The 18,156-nt window shown below is 70.1% G+C and carries 13 protein-coding genes and 1 pseudogene; 5 read left to right on the top strand and 9 right to left on the bottom strand.

Annotation, left to right across the window (positions count from 1 at the left end):
• Window positions 1-25: 25 nt before the first annotated feature.
• The 6 genes from sigM to LX13_RS09635 all read right to left on the bottom strand — a co-directional run bounded on the left by sigM (window position 26) and on the right by LX13_RS09635 (window position 10,243).
• On the bottom strand, window positions 26-634 hold the full coding sequence (sigM, locus tag LX13_RS09660; protein ID WP_253661123.1) for an RNA polymerase sigma factor SigM: 609 nt from the start codon (window positions 632-634) through the stop codon (window positions 26-28).
• Window positions 635-711: 77 nt separating this feature from the next.
• On the bottom strand, window positions 712-1,758 hold the full coding sequence (locus LX13_RS09655; RefSeq protein ID WP_253661122.1) for an NAD(P)H-dependent flavin oxidoreductase: 1,047 nt from the start codon (window positions 1,756-1,758) through the stop codon (window positions 712-714).
• 5 nt (window positions 1,759-1,763) lie between these two features.
• Window positions 1,764-2,387, bottom strand: coding sequence for a DNA-3-methyladenine glycosylase I (locus LX13_RS09650; protein WP_308214725.1), 624 nt, complete (start codon window positions 2,385-2,387; stop codon window positions 1,764-1,766).
• Between the two features lie 6 nt (window positions 2,388-2,393).
• On the bottom strand, window positions 2,394-6,245 hold the full coding sequence (gene murJ, locus LX13_RS09645) for a murein biosynthesis integral membrane protein MurJ (protein ID WP_372499900.1): 3,852 nt from the start codon (window positions 6,243-6,245) through the stop codon (window positions 2,394-2,396).
• 343 nt (window positions 6,246-6,588) lie between these two features.
• Window positions 6,589-9,123, bottom strand: a complete 2,535-nt coding sequence (locus LX13_RS09640; RefSeq protein ID WP_253661120.1) for a DUF6049 family protein — start codon at window positions 9,121-9,123, stop codon at window positions 6,589-6,591.
• Window positions 9,124-9,133: 10 nt separating this feature from the next.
• Window positions 9,134-10,243, bottom strand: a complete 1,110-nt coding sequence (locus LX13_RS09635) for an NUDIX hydrolase (protein WP_253661119.1) — start codon at window positions 10,241-10,243, stop codon at window positions 9,134-9,136.
• Between the two features lie 95 nt (window positions 10,244-10,338).
• Here LX13_RS09635 and LX13_RS09630 point away from each other — a divergent pair, with 95 nt between their 5' ends.
• The 3 genes from LX13_RS09630 (at window position 10,339) to LX13_RS09620 (ending at window position 13,604) form a co-directional block, all read left to right on the top strand.
• Window positions 10,339-11,802: a CCA tRNA nucleotidyltransferase gene (locus LX13_RS09630; protein ID WP_253661118.1), complete on the top strand. Its 1,464-nt coding sequence runs from the start codon at window positions 10,339-10,341 to the stop codon at window positions 11,800-11,802.
• Window positions 11,803-12,013: 211 nt separating this feature from the next.
• Window positions 12,014-13,177 carry a DICT sensory domain-containing protein gene (locus tag LX13_RS09625; protein WP_253661117.1) on the top strand — a complete coding sequence of 388 codons (1,164 nt, stop codon included), beginning with the start codon at window positions 12,014-12,016 and terminating at the stop codon, window positions 13,175-13,177.
• Complete coding sequence (locus tag LX13_RS09620) at window positions 13,170-13,604, top strand: hypothetical protein (protein WP_253661116.1); 435 nt, start codon at window positions 13,170-13,172, stop codon at window positions 13,602-13,604. Before LX13_RS09625 ends, LX13_RS09620 begins: the two co-directional genes overlap by 8 nt.
• Window positions 13,605-13,611: 7 nt before the next feature.
• Here the strand turns inward: LX13_RS09620 and LX13_RS09615 are convergent, their stop codons facing one another.
• Window positions 13,612-14,085: a hypothetical protein gene (locus tag LX13_RS09615; protein WP_253661115.1), complete on the bottom strand. Its 474-nt coding sequence runs from the start codon at window positions 14,083-14,085 to the stop codon at window positions 13,612-13,614.
• A 319-nt stretch (window positions 14,086-14,404) separates the two neighbouring features.
• On the opposite strand from LX13_RS09615, the gene LX13_RS09610 reads away from it, so the two are divergent.
• Window positions 14,405-15,583, top strand: coding sequence for a zinc-dependent alcohol dehydrogenase (locus LX13_RS09610; RefSeq protein WP_253661114.1), 1,179 nt, complete (start codon window positions 14,405-14,407; stop codon window positions 15,581-15,583).
• 107 nt (window positions 15,584-15,690) lie between these two features.
• Window positions 15,691-16,410: a GAF and ANTAR domain-containing protein gene (locus LX13_RS09605; RefSeq protein ID WP_253661113.1), complete on the top strand. Its 720-nt coding sequence runs from the start codon at window positions 15,691-15,693 to the stop codon at window positions 16,408-16,410.
• Window positions 16,411-16,416: 6 nt separating this feature from the next.
• On the opposite strand, the gene LX13_RS09600 is transcribed toward LX13_RS09605, so the two are convergent.
• Window positions 16,417-17,406, bottom strand: a complete 990-nt coding sequence (locus LX13_RS09600) for an FAD-dependent oxidoreductase (protein WP_308214724.1) — start codon at window positions 17,404-17,406, stop codon at window positions 16,417-16,419.
• Between the two features lie 121 nt (window positions 17,407-17,527).
• Window positions 17,528-17,920 (bottom strand): annotated as a pseudogene (locus tag LX13_RS23430) (FAD-dependent oxidoreductase); the annotation flags it as partial.
• Window positions 17,921-18,156 lie beyond the last annotated feature (236 nt).

Below are 18,156 nucleotides of genomic sequence, written 5' to 3'. Positions count from 1 at the left end.
TCACCTCCTCGGTCTGTGGTCTTCATCAGACGCCGACGGGGGTCGCGGGGTTCCCGCCGGGGTGGTGATCGTCCGGTTCGCGGAGATGTCCGAGGACCACCGCGAGCTTGGCCCGTCCTCGCGAGCACCGGCTCTTGATGGTGCCGGTCGGCACCCCGAGCAGCGCGGCGGCGTCGGTCACGGAGTAGCCCTCGACATCGACCGCCACGACCGCGGCGCGCTGATCGCTCGGCAGCAGGTCCAGGGCGCGGCCGATGGACAGCCGCAGGTCCACCGAGACGGTGGGGTCGAGGGGGTCGGCGATGGCGGCGATGTCGTACTCGGGCAACGGGACCGTCTGGCGCATCTTGTCACGGCGGATCCGGTCGAGGCAGGCGTTGACCACGATCCGGTGCAGCCAGGAGGTCACGCGTGCGTCCGACCGGAAACGGTGCGCGTTGCGGTGGGCGTTGAACAGGGCATCCTGCAGTGCGTCGGCCGCGTCGTCGGTGGTGTGGCTGGTCCTCCGGGCGACCGCCCAGAGCTGGTTCTGATGACGGTGCACCAGCACCGCGAACGCATGTGTGTCCCCCGCGACGTGAGCGGCGAGCAACTGCTCGTCGGTGCGCTCGTCACCATCCCCCGCATCGGCCATGCGTGGAGATTAGTGGACACGCCGCGCTCAGGGCATCCGTCGCGGAGGTGCCTGTGGATCAATTGCAGACGTCGGGATCAGCGGTGTCCGCGCGCCTGCGCCCAGAGTCGTCCCACGACTGTGGCGGCCGGGTCGTCGGTCACCGCGGCCACGCCGGTCCCGGCCCACAGGGTCACCCCGTCCGGGTCGTCCTGTGCGGCGGCGGCCTTACGCAGCGGGCCGGTCAGCGTGTTCAGCTCGGGGAAGGCCGGCGGTGCCAGGACGTGGAGGTCGCGGTGGAAGGCGTTGTCCAGACCGCGCGCCGGCCGCCCGGAGAACGCCCTGGTCAGCACCGTCTCCGAGAACGCGGGATCGTTCAGGGCGCGGCGGTGCGCCCCGCTGGTGCCGGCCTCGGGGGTGTCGAGCAGCAGTGTGCCGATCGCGACGGCGTTTGCACCGAGGTCGAGCAGGCGGGCGACATCGGCACCCGAGGCCACTCCCCCGGACGCGATCAGTTCGACGTCCACCGCGGCGCGCACCGCGGGCAGCAACTCGACCAGGGGTGTGGTCGGTGGCGTCGCATGCACCGAGAACGTGGACCGGTGGCCGCCGGCCTCGGGCCCCTGCACCCACACGACGTCGGCGCCCCGGTCGACCGCGGCGCGTGCGTCGTCGACGTCGGTGACGGTGATGACGACCGACGACCCCGCGCGGTGCAGCGCCGCGACATCGGAGTCCGACGGCAGGCCGAAGGTGAACGACACCCACGGCACCGCGGCCTCGACGAGCACGGCGACCACCTCGTCGTAGGCGTCTGTCGAGTGTTCCGGGATCTCGGGCACGGTGACACCGAGCGCCGCGGCCCGCGGGGCCAGGGCGTCGCGGTAGGCCTGCACTGCGTCGCGGTCGACGACGTGGTCGGCGGGCGAGTCCGGCACGAACACGTTGGCGCCGAACCGGTCGACACCGCGGTCACGCAGCGCACTGATCGACTGTGCCACTGCGGATCCGGAGCGGTATGCGGTCGCGAGGAAGCCGAGGCCTCCCGCGCCGGACACCGCGGCGACGAGGTCGTCGGTACTCGGGCCACCCGCCATGGGTGCGCCGACGACGGGGACGGTGAGATCGGTCAGCTTCGGGGTCACGGGGCTCACGCTACCGGGGTGCCGTCGGGTGCCCACACCTCCGACGATCCGCGTCGGAACGAATCGACGAGATGGGTGTCGACGATGCCGACCGCCTCCATCAGGGCGAACATGGTGGTCGGGCCGACGAAGCGGAAGCCTTTGCGGCGCAGCTCCTTCGACATTGCCGTCGACTCGGCCGAGACCGTCGGGACGTCGGCGAACGTGACGGGCAGCGGCGTTGTCTCGGGACGGAACGACCACAGCAGCTCGACCAGTCCACCGTCGTCGCGCAGCGCCTGTGTCGCGCGCGCGTTGCCGATGGTCGCCTCGATCTTGGCGCGGTTGCGGACGATGCGTGCGTCGACGACGAGCCGTTCCACGTCGTCGTCGGTGAACGCCGCGACGGTGTCGACGTCGAAGTCGCAGAACACTTCTCGGAACGCGGGCCGCTTGCGCAGGATGATCGACCAGGACAGACCGGCCTGGAAACCCTCGAGGGACAACCTCTCGAAGTGTGCGTTCTCGCCGTCGACCGGCATGCCCCACTCGGTGTCGTAGTAGTCACGCATCATGCCCGGCTCCGAACCCCACACGGGTCGGAGGAGACCGTCCTCGCACAGCACGGTGCCCGGCGCGGTGTCGGCCACGCGGGTCTAGCCGGCCATCGAGATCTGGCCGATCACACCCTGATAGCCGCCGCGGGACGACTGCGGCAGCGAGGTGATCCAGATCAGCACGAAGGGGGCGGACTGCGCGCCGCGCACGGTGATGGTGGTGGTGGGCTGGTCGACCGAGCCGGCGGCGACCTGCGTGGTGTCGTCGAAGGCCGCCGACGCCGACGGCGACGTACGGACCTGTACCTCGAGGCCGGGCGACGGGGTCCGGATGGTGACCGTGCGGACGGTGCTCGCGCGGTCGAGGGCGAACATCAGGCCCAGCCCGGGCTTGAGGTTGCCGAAGCGGGGACCGCCCCGGTAGGTGTCGGTCCGCCACGCCGGCGTCTCACCGGAGATGACGTTGCCGACGTTGGCGCTGGAGTCGGCGGTCTGACGCGAGTAGTCGACCACCGTCACCGACCGCAGTCCGATCGGACCCGCCTGTGGCGCAGCGGTTCCCGCACCGGGGCTCGCGGGTGCGGAACTGCCCAGGAACGAGTCGATGTTCGTGGGCTGCTCGTCGGGGTCGACGGTGTCGGTGAGCCACACGATCAGGGCGATCACCAGCAGCAGGGTGATCAGACCGGCACCTGCGGCGATGGCGAGAACTCGCATGGACCGTGGGGAGCGGTCCCCGAGGCCGAAGCGGGACTTCCCGCCACCTCCGTCGCCGCGGACGTTGCTCGCCGGTGCGGGACGCTCGGTCGCGTCGCCGATCACCGGCATCAGGTCGGTCTTCTGGTCGACGACGGTCGCCTGGTCGAGCACGTGCTGGATGGTCGCGGCGGTGCGGATGCCGCTGTTGCCCTCGAGCGCACGCGCGGCGACCGCGGAGATCTCGAACGGGACGTCGGGACGAGCGGCCCTGGGCTCCTTGGGGATCCCGGTCGCCGACGGCTCCGCGACGGGCAGCCCGCCGATCGGCTCGCCGGAGGTGCGGCTGGTGATGACGCCGGCGGCGCCGTCGGGATCGAGCGGCCAGTGCGCGAGCAGCAGGGCGTAGAGCACGGCCCCGAGACCACGGACGTCGGTGGTCTTGTCGTCGCCGGCGAGGGTCCCGGGGAAGGCCAGCACGGCGTTGCCCTCGGTGGAGATCCGGATGCGGTCGGGGTGGTCGATGGACAGCGAACTGCCGGTGCGGTGGGCGGCCTCGGCCGCTGCGGCGAGCGCGCGCACGGCCCGTGCGGCACCGACCGGTGACGGGTTGGTCTTGGCGACATCGGCGAGCGAGGAACCCGTGACCCATTCGGCCACAACGATTCCGCCGGACGAACCGCGCACCACGTCGAGTACGCGAGCGATGCCGGGAGAGTTGACCCGGCCCAGGCGCAGCGTCCGGGACAGGACGGCCTGCGGACCCTCACCCCGCGCCCCGACGGCCACACCGGGCTCGGGTGGCGGCGCGAGTTGGTCGGCGTCGACGAAGGTCAGCGCGACGTCGCGGTCGAGGTTGATGTCGCGGGCGCGCCAGAACTGCAGTCCGCGTGTGCCGCCGTGTGCGGCGAGGAGTCGGTAACGACCACCCGCGACCGCTGCACCGGGCACCAGACGGGGTCCACGTCGCGGACGGGGACGACCGTCCGGCGGTCCTGCGGGTGCGCCGACGGGGCCGGGATCGCCCACGGGGACCGAGGGTCCGGGCCGGGTGGGCTCGGAATGGTCGGCGTCGCGCTCGGGGGTGTCGGTGTCGGCGGGGCCGGTCGGCTCGTCGCGCGCCGCGTCATCGGGCCCGGTGCTCTGAGCACGCACCGGTCCGGTCGACGGCGACGGGGCACCACGTGCGGGACCCTCGGCGTCGGGACGTATCGCGCTGAGTCGGGGATCGGTGTTGACCAGTCCCGGGAGGTCGCGCGCTCCGCCGGCATCGACGTCGTTGTCACCCATGAGGTCCACTCCTCTCCGTCGGTATCGCAGGTCGCGCGGCACACCGGGGGTCACCTGTCCGGCCGCGCCGCCCGTGTGTACCGAATATGCCTGCCAACTGGCCGTTCCGCGATCGAATCGTCGCAACACCTGAACCTGGCCAGAATACGGGAGGCTCTCGTCGCCGGTGATCCGCGGGAAGGCAACGGTCATCTCGGCGATCGACTCCGACGGCGGCTGACTCGTCGGTGCGATGGCCGGGATGAAGCGACCGAGCATCCGGCGGACGCTCACGCTGACCGCGATCACGTCGGGGATCCGCAGCAGAACCAGTGCGGTGTAGACCAATCCGAGCGCGACCACCGCGGTGAACGCGAGGTAGGCGATCGACCCGAGCTTGCCGTGGTCGGAGGCGAAGCGGTGCAGCCCGGACAGTTGCGAGACGCCCCACACCAACGCACAGCCGCCGACCGAAGCGAGCAGGGTCAGCACGGTGGTGCGGCTGACGTTGGTCATCCGGATCGGGCCGAGTCGTCGTCGCAGCAGGAAGTGTCCGACGATCGCGCCGACGATGTAGCCGAGCCCGTTGGAGAACGCGAGCCAGCGCACGATGGTGTCGCCGTCGTCGAACAGCACCGGGCCCAGGTACGACGCCGCGACCTTGACGATGGTGATGCCCACCGCGATCGCGGTGGGGGTCCAGGCGTCTTCACGCGCATAGAACACACGGAGCTGCACCAGGGTCATCGAGTACGGGATGATCGTGAACGCGCCCCAACTCAGGACGGTGCCCAGCTGGTCGGCGTCGTTCAGTCCGAACTGGCCGAAGTTGAAGACGGCGATGCCGATCGCCGGCCCGAAGAACGTCATGAACGTGATGACCGGGACCAACGCGACCATCGTCAGACGGGTGGACAGCGACAGGTCGTCGACCACCGAGTGGGTGTCGTCGGCCGCGGCGTTGCGCGACAACCGCGGCATGATCGCGGTCAGGATGGTCACGCCGAGAACGCCGTACGGCAGTTGCAGCAGCTGCCAGTGGGTGGCGTAGATGCTGACACCGGAGGAGCTCGCGCTCGCCGCGATGCGGTAGGTGATGATGAAGCCGACCTGCAGCACCGCGACGTAGAGCACGATCGCACCCGCCATCCGACCGAACGTGCGCAGGCGGTCGTCGAGGCCCCACCGCAGCCGCAGCTTGATTCCGGCACGGCGCAGGGCGGGCAGCAGGATCGCCGCCTGGCAGACCACACCGAGGGTGGTGCCGATGCCCAGGACGAGCAGTTTCGTGTCACCCATCCGCACCGGGTTCAGCGAGATCTCACCGGGCACGATCGCGAACACGACGAGCGTGCTGATCTGGACGATGTTGTTGCACACCGGCGCCCAGGCGCCCGGTTTGAACAACCCCTTCATGTTCAGGATCGCGATGAACAGCGCCGACATCCCGTAGAAGAGGATCTCGGGCAGCAGCAGGTAGGCGAGAGCGGTGGCGAGGTCGCGGTTGACCAGGCCGTCACCGAGGTTGAGCAAGGTCAGCAGTGGTGCCGCGACGAGCGCGACGATCGTCGCGACACCCAGCATCGTCAGCGCGAGGGTGAAGATCCGGTTGATGAATCCCTCACCGCCGTCGGCGTCCTCGGACTCCGCGCGCACGAGGACCGGGATCACGATCGCGGTGAGCACCGCGCCGAGGACGACCTCGGCGACGAGGTTGGGGAGCACGTAGGCGGCCTGGAACGACGACGCGATCGCCGGTCCGAGCAGGGCCAGCACGAGGATGGTGCGGACGAAGCCGGAGATGCGGCTGACCAGGGTGGCCAATGCGATCGAGCCGCTGGCCCGCAGGACGCTCTCGTCGGAGTCCCGCGAGATGGCCTTCTCGGTGTCGGTCTCGACCGGGTCACTCGGATCGAACTCGGGGGCGTCGATCGTCGCGATGCGTCGGGTCTGCTCCGACGCGGAGGGGGGCGCGGCGACAGGCATCGGCGCCGATCGCGGAGGCGTGGTGGGCAGGGGTCGCGACACCGGGGGCGGGACGTAGCCGGGTGGGGTGTCGGCGAAGCGGCGCGCGTTCGGGCTCGGCGGTCGACGCGGGGGCATCTCGGCAGGCGGACGTCCGCGTCCTGCGGACCGTCGGTTGCGCAGGGTGTCGTCGGGTGCGCCCGGAACGGGCGGCAACCGGTCCGACGGTGCGCCGCCGGGGATGCCGCGGCCCGGTGTCGGTGGGATGCGTCGTGGTGCCGCACGTCCGCCGGTGGGCGGTCCGTCGGGGGTGTCGCGGCGGTGATCCGGGCCGCGGTCGTCGCTCGTCGGGTCGTCCGGGCGGTCAGTCATCGCCGGTCGATCCCGACCTCGGCGGCGCCGTGAGGTCCTGTTGGTGCAGGTAGCGGCTGTCGGCCATCAGGCGTTCGCGCTCGTCGGGCTCGGGCCGGTCGAGGTCGGCCGGATCGGGTTCGCCACGGAATCGGTGCCAGAGTCGTCGGCCGGCGAGCAGGACCAACGCGACGCCGGCGCAGATCGTGATGATGAACAGCGCTTTTCCATATGCGTTGGAATGTACTGACAAGTCGATCGGACTGCCCATCGCGACACCGCTGGATGTCACCAGGGCGATGTTCACGGTCATCGTGGCCGACGACTTCGCCTGCGTCGGCAGCTGGATCTGTCGGGTGCCCCGCGGTGGGATCTCGACGACCCCGATGTCGCCGATGTCGAGGTTCTGTGGCGCGGCGGTGTCGAGGCGTACCCGGATCGGCAGCGGGAGGTCGTTGCGCACCACCAGCAGGAGCGGGCTGCGTTCGGAGGCCAAGGTGTACCGACCGCCGGGGTCGAGGATGCTGACGGCGTCGCGCATCCGGTCGAGCGTCTTGTCCACGGCGCGGACCCGGGCGACGGCGGTGGCCACCACGGCGCGGCGGTCGGAGGTCGAGTCGACGGGCGCCGACCGCATGGCCCGGATGAGGTCCTCGTCGAGCGGCGCCACGTAGGTCCGCGGCGAGATCGCCAGGTCGCTGCGCGCGACCATCGACGCCTCGAGCTGGAAGATCAGCCCGGCCGAGCGGCTCAGCAGCATGGTGGTGTCGGCGTCGAGCGCGGTCAGTCCGAGGGTGGTGTCGAGCGGGACCCGCAGCGCGCCCGAGACCCCGGCCTGGTCGAGCTCGGAGTTCACGTCGCCGAGCGGCCGGGGTGCGGCCAACCCGGAGTCCAGCAGCAGCGACGTGGTCGAGAGGACCGCGCGGGCGTCGTCGGCCGAGGCCGACCACACCGCGGGCGGCATGATCAGCTCGCTGCGACCGACGGTCGGGTTGTCGGGTTCACCGCCGGTCCGCTGGGTCGTCGCGTCCCCGGTGGGTGAGATCGCGGCGTAGCTCAGCGCGGCGGTGGCCGCGGCCCGGCGACTCACCTGCGACTCGGTGTCGAGGTCGAACCGTTGGTCGTCGGCGGTGACGGCCGGTGTGCTGGGTGCGGCGCCCATGCCGGCGAGAGCCGTGGTGACGGCCGGGTCGTAGGTCTGCACGGCGAGGGTGGACGTGCGGTACTGGCCGTTGGCCGCGACCTGCTCGCGGGCTACCGCGGTGGAGGCGACGAGGGCGTGACCGATGTCGGAGTTGGTCAGCAGACGCGCCGCGGTGTCGTCGAGCGCCCCGCTGACCGGGACGGCGAGTCCCCGAGTGCTGGTGACGCCCAGGATGGTGTCGACGATGTCGGCGGGTGAGCGGACCGCGGTGCGGGTGAGCTCGGGATCGTTGACCCGGGCGACGGTGTCGAGATCGGCCTGCGCGAACGGCAACGCCACGACACACAGCCGCGATGCCGTCGTCCGCAGGCGCTGCAACCAGTCCTGGGCCGCGGCGGTGCCGGTGCCCTCCCGGGTCGCCGATCGCGGATCGGTGGGGTCGCGGGAGACCTCGTACCCCGACGTCATGGCCTGGACGGTGACGAGGAGGTCGGGGTCGATGGCGAGACAGGCGCTGCGCGTGAGCGGGGCGTCCGGGCTCGCGGTGGCGTCGTCGAGTGTGGTCAGCAGTCCGTTGAGTCGGCCGCCCGGCCGCAGCGAGGTCGCGAGGTCGTCGCTGACCAGGCGCACGGGTTCGTCACCGCCGCCGGTGATCCCGGGCGCGAGTTGACCCGGTGCGGCCAGTGGCCACATCAACGTGAGCTGCGCCGGGGACGACACCGTCGGCGCGACCGAACCGTCCGCACCCGACGGCTGCGTGCCGGGCGGCGCGGAGGCATCGGCGAGGGTGCTCGCCTGGGCTCGCGCCCGGTCGGGCGGCAACCCGAGCACGGTCAGCTGGGTGCGTGAGTCGTCGAGCCGTGCGGGCGTGCCGTAGTCGGGGGTTCCGTTGAGGTTCACCAGGATCGGGTAGACACCGGGGCTGTCGACACCGAGTCCGGGGGTGGCGGCGTTCCCGGTCAACGGCACGGTCAGCGAGAACGGCCGGCTCTGTCCGGGGTCGAGCTTCGTGCCCACCTGCGTGAACCGGGTGGCCGTCTCGTACTGCGCAGGGTCGCGGATCAGCGACGTCCGCAGCTCGGGACCCGACGCGACCCGCTCGCCGCGTTGCACGCGCATCACGAGATCGGTGACGGGCCGGTCGCCGACGTTGTTCAGGGTCCCCCGCACGGTCACGGTGGTGGGACTGCTGGTGGTGACCGCCGACGGACTCACCGAATCGATTGCGACGTTGACGAATTCGGCCGGTTCGGGAAACGGTGCGGCGGCCGCCGGTGCGAGCGCGCCCGGCAACGGCCCGGCGAGCATGGTCGTCAGCAGGAGCCCGAACACCCCGAGCACCGCAGCCCATCGGCGCAGATGGAGGCGCGGTCGCCCCGCGTCGCGTGGCCGTGTCGAGATCATCCGATCGAGGTCATTCGTCGCCGTCGTGGTCGGTCCGCACGCCACCGGCCGTGTCCGACGGTGTCCCCGACGGGCGCCGCGGACCCCGCCGGCGACGACGGGCGCGCACGGGCTTCGGGGCGTCGTTGCGGCGCTGATTGCGTGCCGCGGCGGCCTTCTCGTACTCGTTGGGCTCGGTGCGGGCGTTGTCGGCCTCCGACCGCGCCATCCGTTCGGGGTCGTCGGCCAGATCGGCGATGACCTCCTCGGCGGTGCGGGCCAGACGGCGTTCGTCGGAGTAGGTCAGTCGCTGCGGCAGTTCGGTGAGCGGCACCCAGGCGACCTCGGCCACCTCGTAGTCGGCGTCGGACAGCTCGCCGCCGGTCGACCGCATCAGATAGTGGTGCACGGTCTTGTGGATCCGCTTGCCCTCGCTGACGAACCAGTACTCGATCTTGCCGAGCGACGCGACGACGTTGCCCTCGATCCCGGTCTCCTCGGCGACCTCGCGCACGGCGGTCTGCTCCGCGGTCTCCCCGGTCTCGATGTGGCCCTTGGGCAGCGACCACATCATCCGGCCGCGACGGTCCACCCGTCCGATGAGCGCGGCGCAGCGTTCGCGGTCCGGGCCGTCGATGCCGGAGACGATGAGGCCGCCCGCCGACGTCTCCCGGACGGTGCGCAGGCGCGGGTTCGTCTTGGGGGTGCTGGCGTTCTTGGTGGGCGTCGCGCGCGCCCCGCTCCGCGCGCTGCGTCCGCCGTGGCCCGCGGTGCGGTTGATGGCGTTGAGATCGGACGGCTTGACCGCCACCGGCGACGCGTCGGCGCCCTCGGGACTGGCGACCGAGGCCGCGGCGTCGGGGTTGTCGGTGGTGGGCCTGCTCGGCTTGCGCCTGCGACCGCGTCGTCCGCGACGGCTGCCGGTCCGACCACCCTCGGTCGGGGTGGGACCGGAGGTGGGCGCCTGCGCGTCGGACGTGTCGGCGGGGGCGGGTGCGGCGTCACCGATTGCCGTGGCGGCTGCCGTCCCGGGCTGTACGGAGCCGGGCGCACCGCGGCGCTTCCCGCCTCGCCGATTGCCGCGCCGACGCCGCGGACGTCCCGCGACGTCGCGTTTCGGCTCGGAGGGTTCGGCTGACACCCCACGATGCTAGCCGTTGTCAACCCCCGGTTTCCTCAACCCCGGCGCGGGTCAGGGGCTCGATGTCGGGTGTGTACTGGGTAGGCTCTGACCCCGTGACAGCAACGCGGGAGGACTCCTCGGACGAGCGCCGCGACCGGTTGCTGGCCCACGCGGCGGTGACGTTGCGGCAGCTGTCGGGGGTTCTCGACCCCCTGGGAGCCCGGTTCGCCGAGCGGGGCTTCTCCCTCTATCTGGTCGGCGGATCGGTCCGCGACGCCGTCCTGAGCCGACTCGGCTCCGATCTCGACTTCACCACCGACGCCCGACCGGAGCAGGTCCAGGCGATCCTGCGTGGATGGGCCGAGCACACCTGGGACACCGGGATCGCCTACGGCACCGTCAGCGCGGTCCGCGACGGCCAACACATCGAGATCACCACGTTCCGCGCCGACACCTACGACCAGGTGTCGCGCAATCCCGAGGTGCGTTTCGGCGACACCCTCGACGAGGACCTGATCCGCCGCGACTTCACCATCAACGCGATGGCCGTCCGCATCGGCGCCGACGGCGCGCAGGAGTTCCTCGACCCGCTCGACGGGATGAAAGACCTGCTGGCAGGCATCATCGACACCCCGGCCGCCCCGGAGACGTCGTTCACCGACGACCCGCTGCGGATGCTGCGCGCGGTCCGCTTCGTCTCCCAGCTGGGCTTCGTCCCGGCACCCCGCGTCGTCGTGGCGATCACCGAGATGGTCGACGCCATCGGCCGGATCACCGTGGAGCGGGTCGCCGCGGAGCTGGACAAGCTCATCCTGGGCGACCACCCCGTCGACGGGGTCGATGCGCTGGTGGAGACCGGTCTCGCGGAACGGGTGCTGCCGGAGATCCCCGGGATGAAGCTGGCCATCGACGAACACCACCAGCACAAGGACGTCTACTGGCACTCCCTGACCGTGCTGCAGCAGGCCGTCGATCTCGAGGAGGCCGACCCGGATCTGATCCTGCGGTGGGCGGCCCTGCTGCACGACATCGGCAAACCGGCGACCCGTCGCCACGAGCCGGACGGCGGGGTCAGCTTCCACCACCACGAGGTGGTCGGGGCCAAGATGGTGCGCAAGCGCATGAAGGCACTCAAGTACCCGAAGTCGGTCGTCGAGGACGTGGCGAACCTGGTGTTCCTGCACCTGCGGTTCCACGGTTACGACGAGGGCCGGTGGACCGATTCGGCGGTCCGTCGATACGTCACCGACGCCGGCGAGCTGCTCCCCCGGCTGCACAAACTGGTCCGCGCGGACTGCACGACCCGCAACAAGCGCCGGGCGGCGCGGCTGCAGGGCAACTACGACGACCTCGAACGCAGGATCGCCGAGCTCGCGGCGCAGGAGGACCTGCAGCGGGTCCGGCCGGACCTCGACGGCAACGCGATCATGGAACTCCTCGACATCCCGGCCGGCCCGATCGTGGGTCGGGCGTGGCGTTTCCTCAAGGAACTGCGACTCGATCGCGGACCACTCGACCGGGACGAGGCGGAGGCCGCCCTCCTCGAGTGGTGGAGCCGCGAGAAGCCTTCGGGCTAAGCTGGGGTCTCGGTCCAGCAGCGGCCTCGGCGATCGCGTGTGCGAGCGCCTCTGCTGACCGATGCGTTCTCCCAGACGGGACAATCATGACGAGTTTCTCGGACCTGCCCTTCCGCTCTCCCAGGATGAGGTGAGGCGTATCTCCACCGAATCAAGCCCAGTTCGCACTTCCCCGGACGAGGACTCACTCGTCGGGGCGTTGGAGGTCTCCATGCAGTTCGCGCCGATCCGGCGACTCAACGACGGTGCACTGGCGGGGGCGGAGCTCCAGGTCCGCGGACCGTCGGGTTCCGCGCTCGGAACCGCCGAGTCGCTGCGGCGCGCGGCGCGGATGATGCAGCAGGAACGCGCACTCGACCGCCACAAGTTCACCTTCGCCGCCACCGGCACCGCCCAGATGATCGCCGACGTCCTGCCCCTGCTGGTGATGGTCGATCTCGCGTCGATCGACCAGTCCGACCTCGAGAACTCGCTCGAGCGTCTCGCGGTGTCGGTCCAACCCGACGAGATGCTCGCCGACCCGCAGCGCACCCTGGCGCGGATCGACGCGGCCCGTCGCGCCGGTCGGATCATCTGCGTCGACGGATTCGGGGTCAGTGAGTACGCCGTGACGATGCTGTCGCTGATCGAACCGGACATCATCGTCACCGGACCGGAACTGCTGACCCGGACCAGCGAGCCCGCCATGGCCCGACTCGCCCACGCACTCGCCGCGCACGTCGAACGCAGCCACGCCGTGGTCATCGCCGAGGGTGTGGACACCGAGGCACTGCGGTTGTCGGCCCAGACCATCGGCGCCACCTACGGGCTCGGCGCGCTGTACCCGCCGGTCGACGACCCGGCGGCGTTCGCCGACGAGATCGTCGTCCCGCTGCCGGACGCACCGGTGTGGTCGACTCCGGCTGCCGACACCACCACTCCGTACCTGATCGGGTCGGCCGGGCATCAGCCGCGACGCGGCACCAAGCATTTGCTGATCGAGATGAGCAAGGCCCTCGAGGCGCAGGCCGCCGCCGCGGGCGGAGCGGTGATCGTGCTCGGGACCTTCCAGCACGCGCGCAACTTCACCTCACAGACGTCGGTGCGGTGGAAACAACTCGCCGACACCGCCGGCCTCGCCGGCGTCTACGGCGTCGGCCTGGCGCCGATGATCGACGGCAACGTCATCCACGCGCCGCTCGACGAGACCGACGACATCGTCAACGAGTGGAACGTCGCGGTCCTGAGCCCGCACTTCTGTGCGCTGCTCGCCGCCCGCGACCTGCACGACGAGGGCCCGGACATGGAACGCACCTTCGACTTCGTGCAGAGCTACGAGCGGCTCACCGTCACCCAGGCGGTGCACTCCATCCTGAGCCGGTTCACCTTTGCGTGACGACCTGCCGGCCGACGATCCACATCGCAGGCCGGACGGGGCCACCGACGAGACGGTCAAGGCCGTCGGTGCGGTGACCGAAGCCCTCGAGTGGGTCGAGCGGGTTCGTGGTCATCTGTATGAGGCACACCAGATGTCGGGACACGCCGATCTGTTGTTCGGCGAGGCCGCCGACGCGTTGTCCGACGCCGGTCACACCGAGTTGGCCGAGCGGATGCGCACCGAGATCGTCGGGCTCAACACCTTTCCGGGTCGGTGGACGTTCCAGCTCGTGGAGGAGTTCGACGACGGCTACTACGCCACCGTCAAGGACTTCGAGAAACGAACGCGCACAGACCTTCTCGACGGACGTCGGCACGTCTTCGAGTCCGAGATGAAGGAATCGCGGCGTACGCACGGACGTCCGGGGCACGAAGCGCGTCCCTAGGCGAGCGTCATCGATCGGCGCTGAAGGCCTCATCTGCCGCGCGCTGGTGCAGCTCCTGCAGTTCCTCGGCCTGCCGCGCGGCCTGGTCGTTCAACTCCGCACACCGCGCGGCGCCGGAGCCGAAATCGACCCGGCCCTCCATCCCGAGTTCCCACATCGCCTTCTTGGCCAGGAGCAGCGATCGCATCGCCTCCAGGGCGGCGACCCTGCGGAATCGGCCACGGGTCACGTGCAGCACACCGGCGACGCCCCGTACGCCGGTACCGAGTCCGACCACGGCGCCGAGCCACCGCTCCCGGTGGCCGCTGAGCTCCTCGACGCGCGCACGGACGAAGGCCATCTCCTCCTCGAGCTCGGCCGGCAGGTGATCGATCGCGCCCGCGGTCCACGGGTCGTTCGCCACGAGTCGTGCCAACTGCAGGCCGCCGCTCGCCCCGATCAGATGTGTCCGCATGTACAACGCGGACGACTGTGAAGTCATGTTCATCCTTCGCACCCCTGATGTCGTCGCCGACCGGCGGGGGCTGCACCGGATGGCCCGAGTGTAGAACGCGATCGGTGGCGGGCGCGCGTCACTCCGTGGCACAGTGGACGGGTAACGACGGCCAGGTTGAGCTATCCAGCTGCGGTCAAGCCACGATCGATGAGCGTGGTTGTGATGGTGTCGCCGACCTCGATCGACACGAGCCGAGGCTCGTGTCCCTCAGTTCCGTCTCGGCGCAGAAACCCTGGCACAGTTGACAACTCGCTGTCCCCGTCACATCAGGCGCATCGTCGTGAACCAGGAAGGTGGTTGCTCGATGCGCGCAGTGACATGGCAGGGCAAACGAAAGGTCAGCGTCGACGAGGTGCCCGATCCGAGGATCGAGCAGCCCACGGACGCGATCATCAAGGTCACCTCGACCAACATCTGCGGGTCCGACCTGCACCTGTACGAGGTGTTGGGCGCGTTCATGACCCCGGGCGACATCCTCGGTCACGAGCCGATGGGCGTGGTCGAGGAGGTGGGTTCGGACACCGGCGATCTCGCGGTCGGTGACCGCGTGGTCATCCCCTTCCAGATCTCCTGTGGTTCCTGCTACATGTGCGACTCCTCCCTCTACACCCAGTGTGAGACAACGCAAGTGCGAGATCAGGGTATGGGTGCGGCGCTGTTCGGTTTCTCCTCGCTCTACGGTGCGGTGCCGGGTGGTCAAGCCGAGTACCTGCGGGTTCCCCAGGCGCAGTTCACCCACATCAAGGTTCCCGAGGGTCCGTCGGATTCCCGGTTCGTCTACCTGTCCGATGTCCTGCCCACCGCGTGGCAGGGCGTGGAGTACGCGTCGGTGCCCGACGGCGGTTCGCTCACCGTCCTGGGCCTCGGGCCGATCGGCGACATGGCCGCGCGTATCGCCCACGCACGCGGGATCCGGGTGATCGGCGTGGACCGGGTGCCCGAGCGTCTCGAACGGCTCCGTGCCCGCGGCATCGAGGTCATCGACCTCGACGCCGTGGACGACATCGGTGAGGAGATCCGCAGCCGGACCGACGGTCGGGGTACCGACTCGGTGCTCGACGCCGTCGGCATGGAGGCGCACGGGTCACCGACGGCCAAGGTGCTCCAGCAGGTCACGAGCGTCCTGCCGGACGCACTCGCACAACCGTTGCTGCAGACCGCGGGTGTCGATCGACTGAACGCGGTGCTCTCGGCCATCGACATCGTCCGTCGTGGTGGGACGATCGCGCTCACCGGTGTGTACGGCGGGACGGCAGACCCGCTCCCGTTGCTGACGATGTTCGACAAGCAGATCCAGCTGCGCATGGGGCAGGCCAACGTCAAGAAGTGGGTGCCGGACATCCTCCCCCTGCTCGGCGACGACGACCCGCTGGGCGTCGATTCCTTTGCGACACATGAGCTACCGCTCGAACAGGCACCGCACGCCTACGACATCTTCCAGAAGAAGCAGGACGGGGCGGTGAAGATCATCCTCAAGCCGTGAGCGGGGCTCACGTCACCGAAAAACGTTGAGCCGTAATGGTGCTACGGTGACGGCGACGGGTGGGGCACACCGCTCCCCCGTCGCACAGTCGAATATGAGGAGCAGACGTGGACGCGAGCTCTCCTCCGGCGGTCGTCCGCCACGACGTCATGGCCGCCATGGCCCGCGAACTCGCCGGCGAGACCTCGATCGACGAGAAGGATCTGTTGGTGGCGGCCACGGCCGGCGCGATCGAACAGATCCCCGGCGCCGAATCCTGCGCCATCACCCTGGTGTCGAAGAGCGGGATCGCGACGGTGGCCCCCACCGACCCGACGGCTGCGCTGATCGATCGACTGCAGACCAGCGCCGGTCAGGGGCCCTGCCTCCAGGCGGCAACGGAGTGGACGTCACACCTCGTTCGCGTCGAGGACTACGGATCCGAGGCACGCTGGCCGGCCTACATCGCCGCCGCAGTGCGTGACACCGACATCCGGTCGACCATGGCCTTTCAGCTGTACCGCAGCGACAGCAGCATGGGTGCACTCAACGTCCACAGCACACGGGTGGGAGCGTTCACCACCGACGCGGAGGAGATCGGCCTCGCGGTGGCCACCCATGCCGCCCTGGCACTGTTCAGCGCCCGCCGCGAGGTGCAGTTCGCGAGCGCGCTCGCCAGTCGCGACACGATCGGTCAGGCCAAGGGCATGATCATGGAACGCTTCGACATCGACGCCCTGCAGGCCTGGGAGCTGCTGCGCAAGTTGTCCCAGGACGCCAACGTCGCCGTGATCGACCTCGCCCGCCAGCTGATCGAGGCCGATCACCCCCTGCGTGCCCCGCGCTGAACTCGCTCAGACCTGGCCCAGCGCCTCGGTCGCCGGGCCCTCGATCACCTGACCGGAGGCGGTGAACCGCGACCCGTGCAGCGAACAGTCCCAGGACTTCTCGGCGTCGTTCCAGTCGAGGATCCCGTAGAGATGTGTGCAGATGGGCGAGACCGTGGAGGTCTGACCGTCGACCGTGCACCGACCGACCGGCCGGAGCCCGCGGCGGAAGACGACTCCCTCCCCCTCGCCGGGTTCGGATTTCCCGGACAGCACGACCCGGGTCCAGCCGCGCGTCATGTGCAGACCGACCTGTGCGTTGGTCTTCGCCGCGGTGGGCAGGGCGCGTAGTTCCGACGGACGCCAGGTGCGCAGCGTGTCGGCCCACGTGTCACCGGTGCCGAGCAGCTGCTCGGAGATGGCCAGTGCGGCGGCGACACCGTTGGTCATGCCCCACTTGGCGAACCCGGTGGCGACCTGGATGCGGCTCTCCCCCGGCAGCAGCGGGCCCACGTAGGGGAGTTCGTCGATGGAGCTGTAATCCTGGGCCGACCAACGGTTCTCGAGGACGGCATCGGGATAGTTGCGGCGCGTCCAGGCGAACAGCTCCTGGACGTGACTCCGCTCGGAGCCGCCCCGGGCGACCTCGTGTCCGAAGCCGCCGACCATGAGGACGCGACGCTCTGGTTCGTCGTCCGCGCCTGGACGTCGGACGTAGCGCAACGACACCGTCGGGGAGTCGGCCGCCAGATACATCCCGGCCGGCGCGCGGTCGCCGACGTCGAAGGTGCCGACATAGGAACGCTGGGCCCGCAGGCGACTGAAGAAGCCCCCGCGATCGAGGATGGGCGTGCCGGTGGCCAGCACGACGGTTCCCGCGATGATCTCGCCTCGATTGGTCCGTACCCCGACCGTCGACCGCAGTCCGGCCCACCCGACCCCGACCACGCGGGCGTCCTCCACCACGATCCCGCCCAGGCTGCGCAGTTCGGCGCTGAGCGCATGCAGCAGGGGCATGGGATCGAGCTGGGCCTGATCGGCCAGTGCGACCGCGGCGATCGTCGGGAACGGTAGTTTCGGACGTGGTGGTCATCTGCGCGTCGAGTCCGGCCTCGCGCGCCAGCCGGTGCTCGGAGCGCACGGTGTCCGCACCCGAATCGGTTGTGGCATAGGTGATCGCTGATTCACGATCGACGGACACCGACGCGGTCGCGCAGTAGTCGAGCAACCACTCCATGCCGATGCGGTTGGCCTCGACGTAGCGCCGCAGGGTGTCGGCGCCGTGTTTGTCGGCCAGGGTGGACAGCCGGCTGCCCTGCAGCAGCGACACCTTCGCGGTGGTGCTGCCGGTGGTCCCCCCACCGATGTGCCGTGCCTCGAGCACCGCGACGCGAGCCCCGGAGCGGGCCAGCAGTACGGCCGTGACCAGGCCGGTGATGCCGGCACCGACGATCACGTGGTCGAACCTCTCGCCGACGGGTAGAGGCGTTCGATGTTCGAAGCGGTCGTTCTCGAGCCACACACTGGTCATGGAGTCGTTCCTTCGAAGGCCGCGGGACGGCGGCGTCGGCGTGCGCGCCGCATGAATCTCGGGGGCGTCGCACCGGGAAGGACGTGTGGCGGGGCTGGCCGTGTCATCCCTCGTCCCAGTTGTACCCCACGTGGGCCGCGGGTACCCGGCGAACGGTGAGCACCACCGGCCGACGCTGCATCGATATGACTGTGTCGCAACGATATCCGCACGACCCTTTCGTTTCGGACGCAGAA

It is taken from the genome of Williamsia maris, assembly GCF_024171815.1.
GTDB classification, from domain to species: domain Bacteria; phylum Actinomycetota; class Actinomycetes; order Mycobacteriales; family Mycobacteriaceae; genus Williamsia_A; species Williamsia_A maris.
The sequence above is the reverse complement of the archived record's forward strand: the minus strand, read 5'-3'. Positions and strand labels throughout refer to the sequence as shown.

Coding starts and splice junctions, on each gene's coding strand:
- LX13_RS09640 (WP_253661120.1), bottom strand. CDS start 9,123: ATGATCTCGACACGGCCACGCGACGCGGGGCGACCGCGCCTCCATCTG.
- LX13_RS09615 (WP_253661115.1), bottom strand. CDS start 14,085: ATGACTTCACAGTCGTCCGCGTTGTACATGCGGACACATCTGATCGGG.
- LX13_RS09610 (WP_253661114.1), top strand. CDS start 14,405: ATGCGCGCAGTGACATGGCAGGGCAAACGAAAGGTCAGCGTCGACGAG.
- sigM (WP_253661123.1), bottom strand. CDS start 634: ATGGCCGATGCGGGGGATGGTGACGAGCGCACCGACGAGCAGTTGCTC.
- LX13_RS09600 (WP_308214724.1), bottom strand. CDS start 17,406: ATGCCCCTGCTGCATGCGCTCAGCGCCGAACTGCGCAGCCTGGGCGGG.
- LX13_RS09625 (WP_253661117.1), top strand. CDS start 12,014: ATGCAGTTCGCGCCGATCCGGCGACTCAACGACGGTGCACTGGCGGGG.
- murJ (WP_372499900.1), bottom strand. CDS start 6,245: ATGCCTGTCGCCGCGCCCCCCTCCGCGTCGGAGCAGACCCGACGCATC.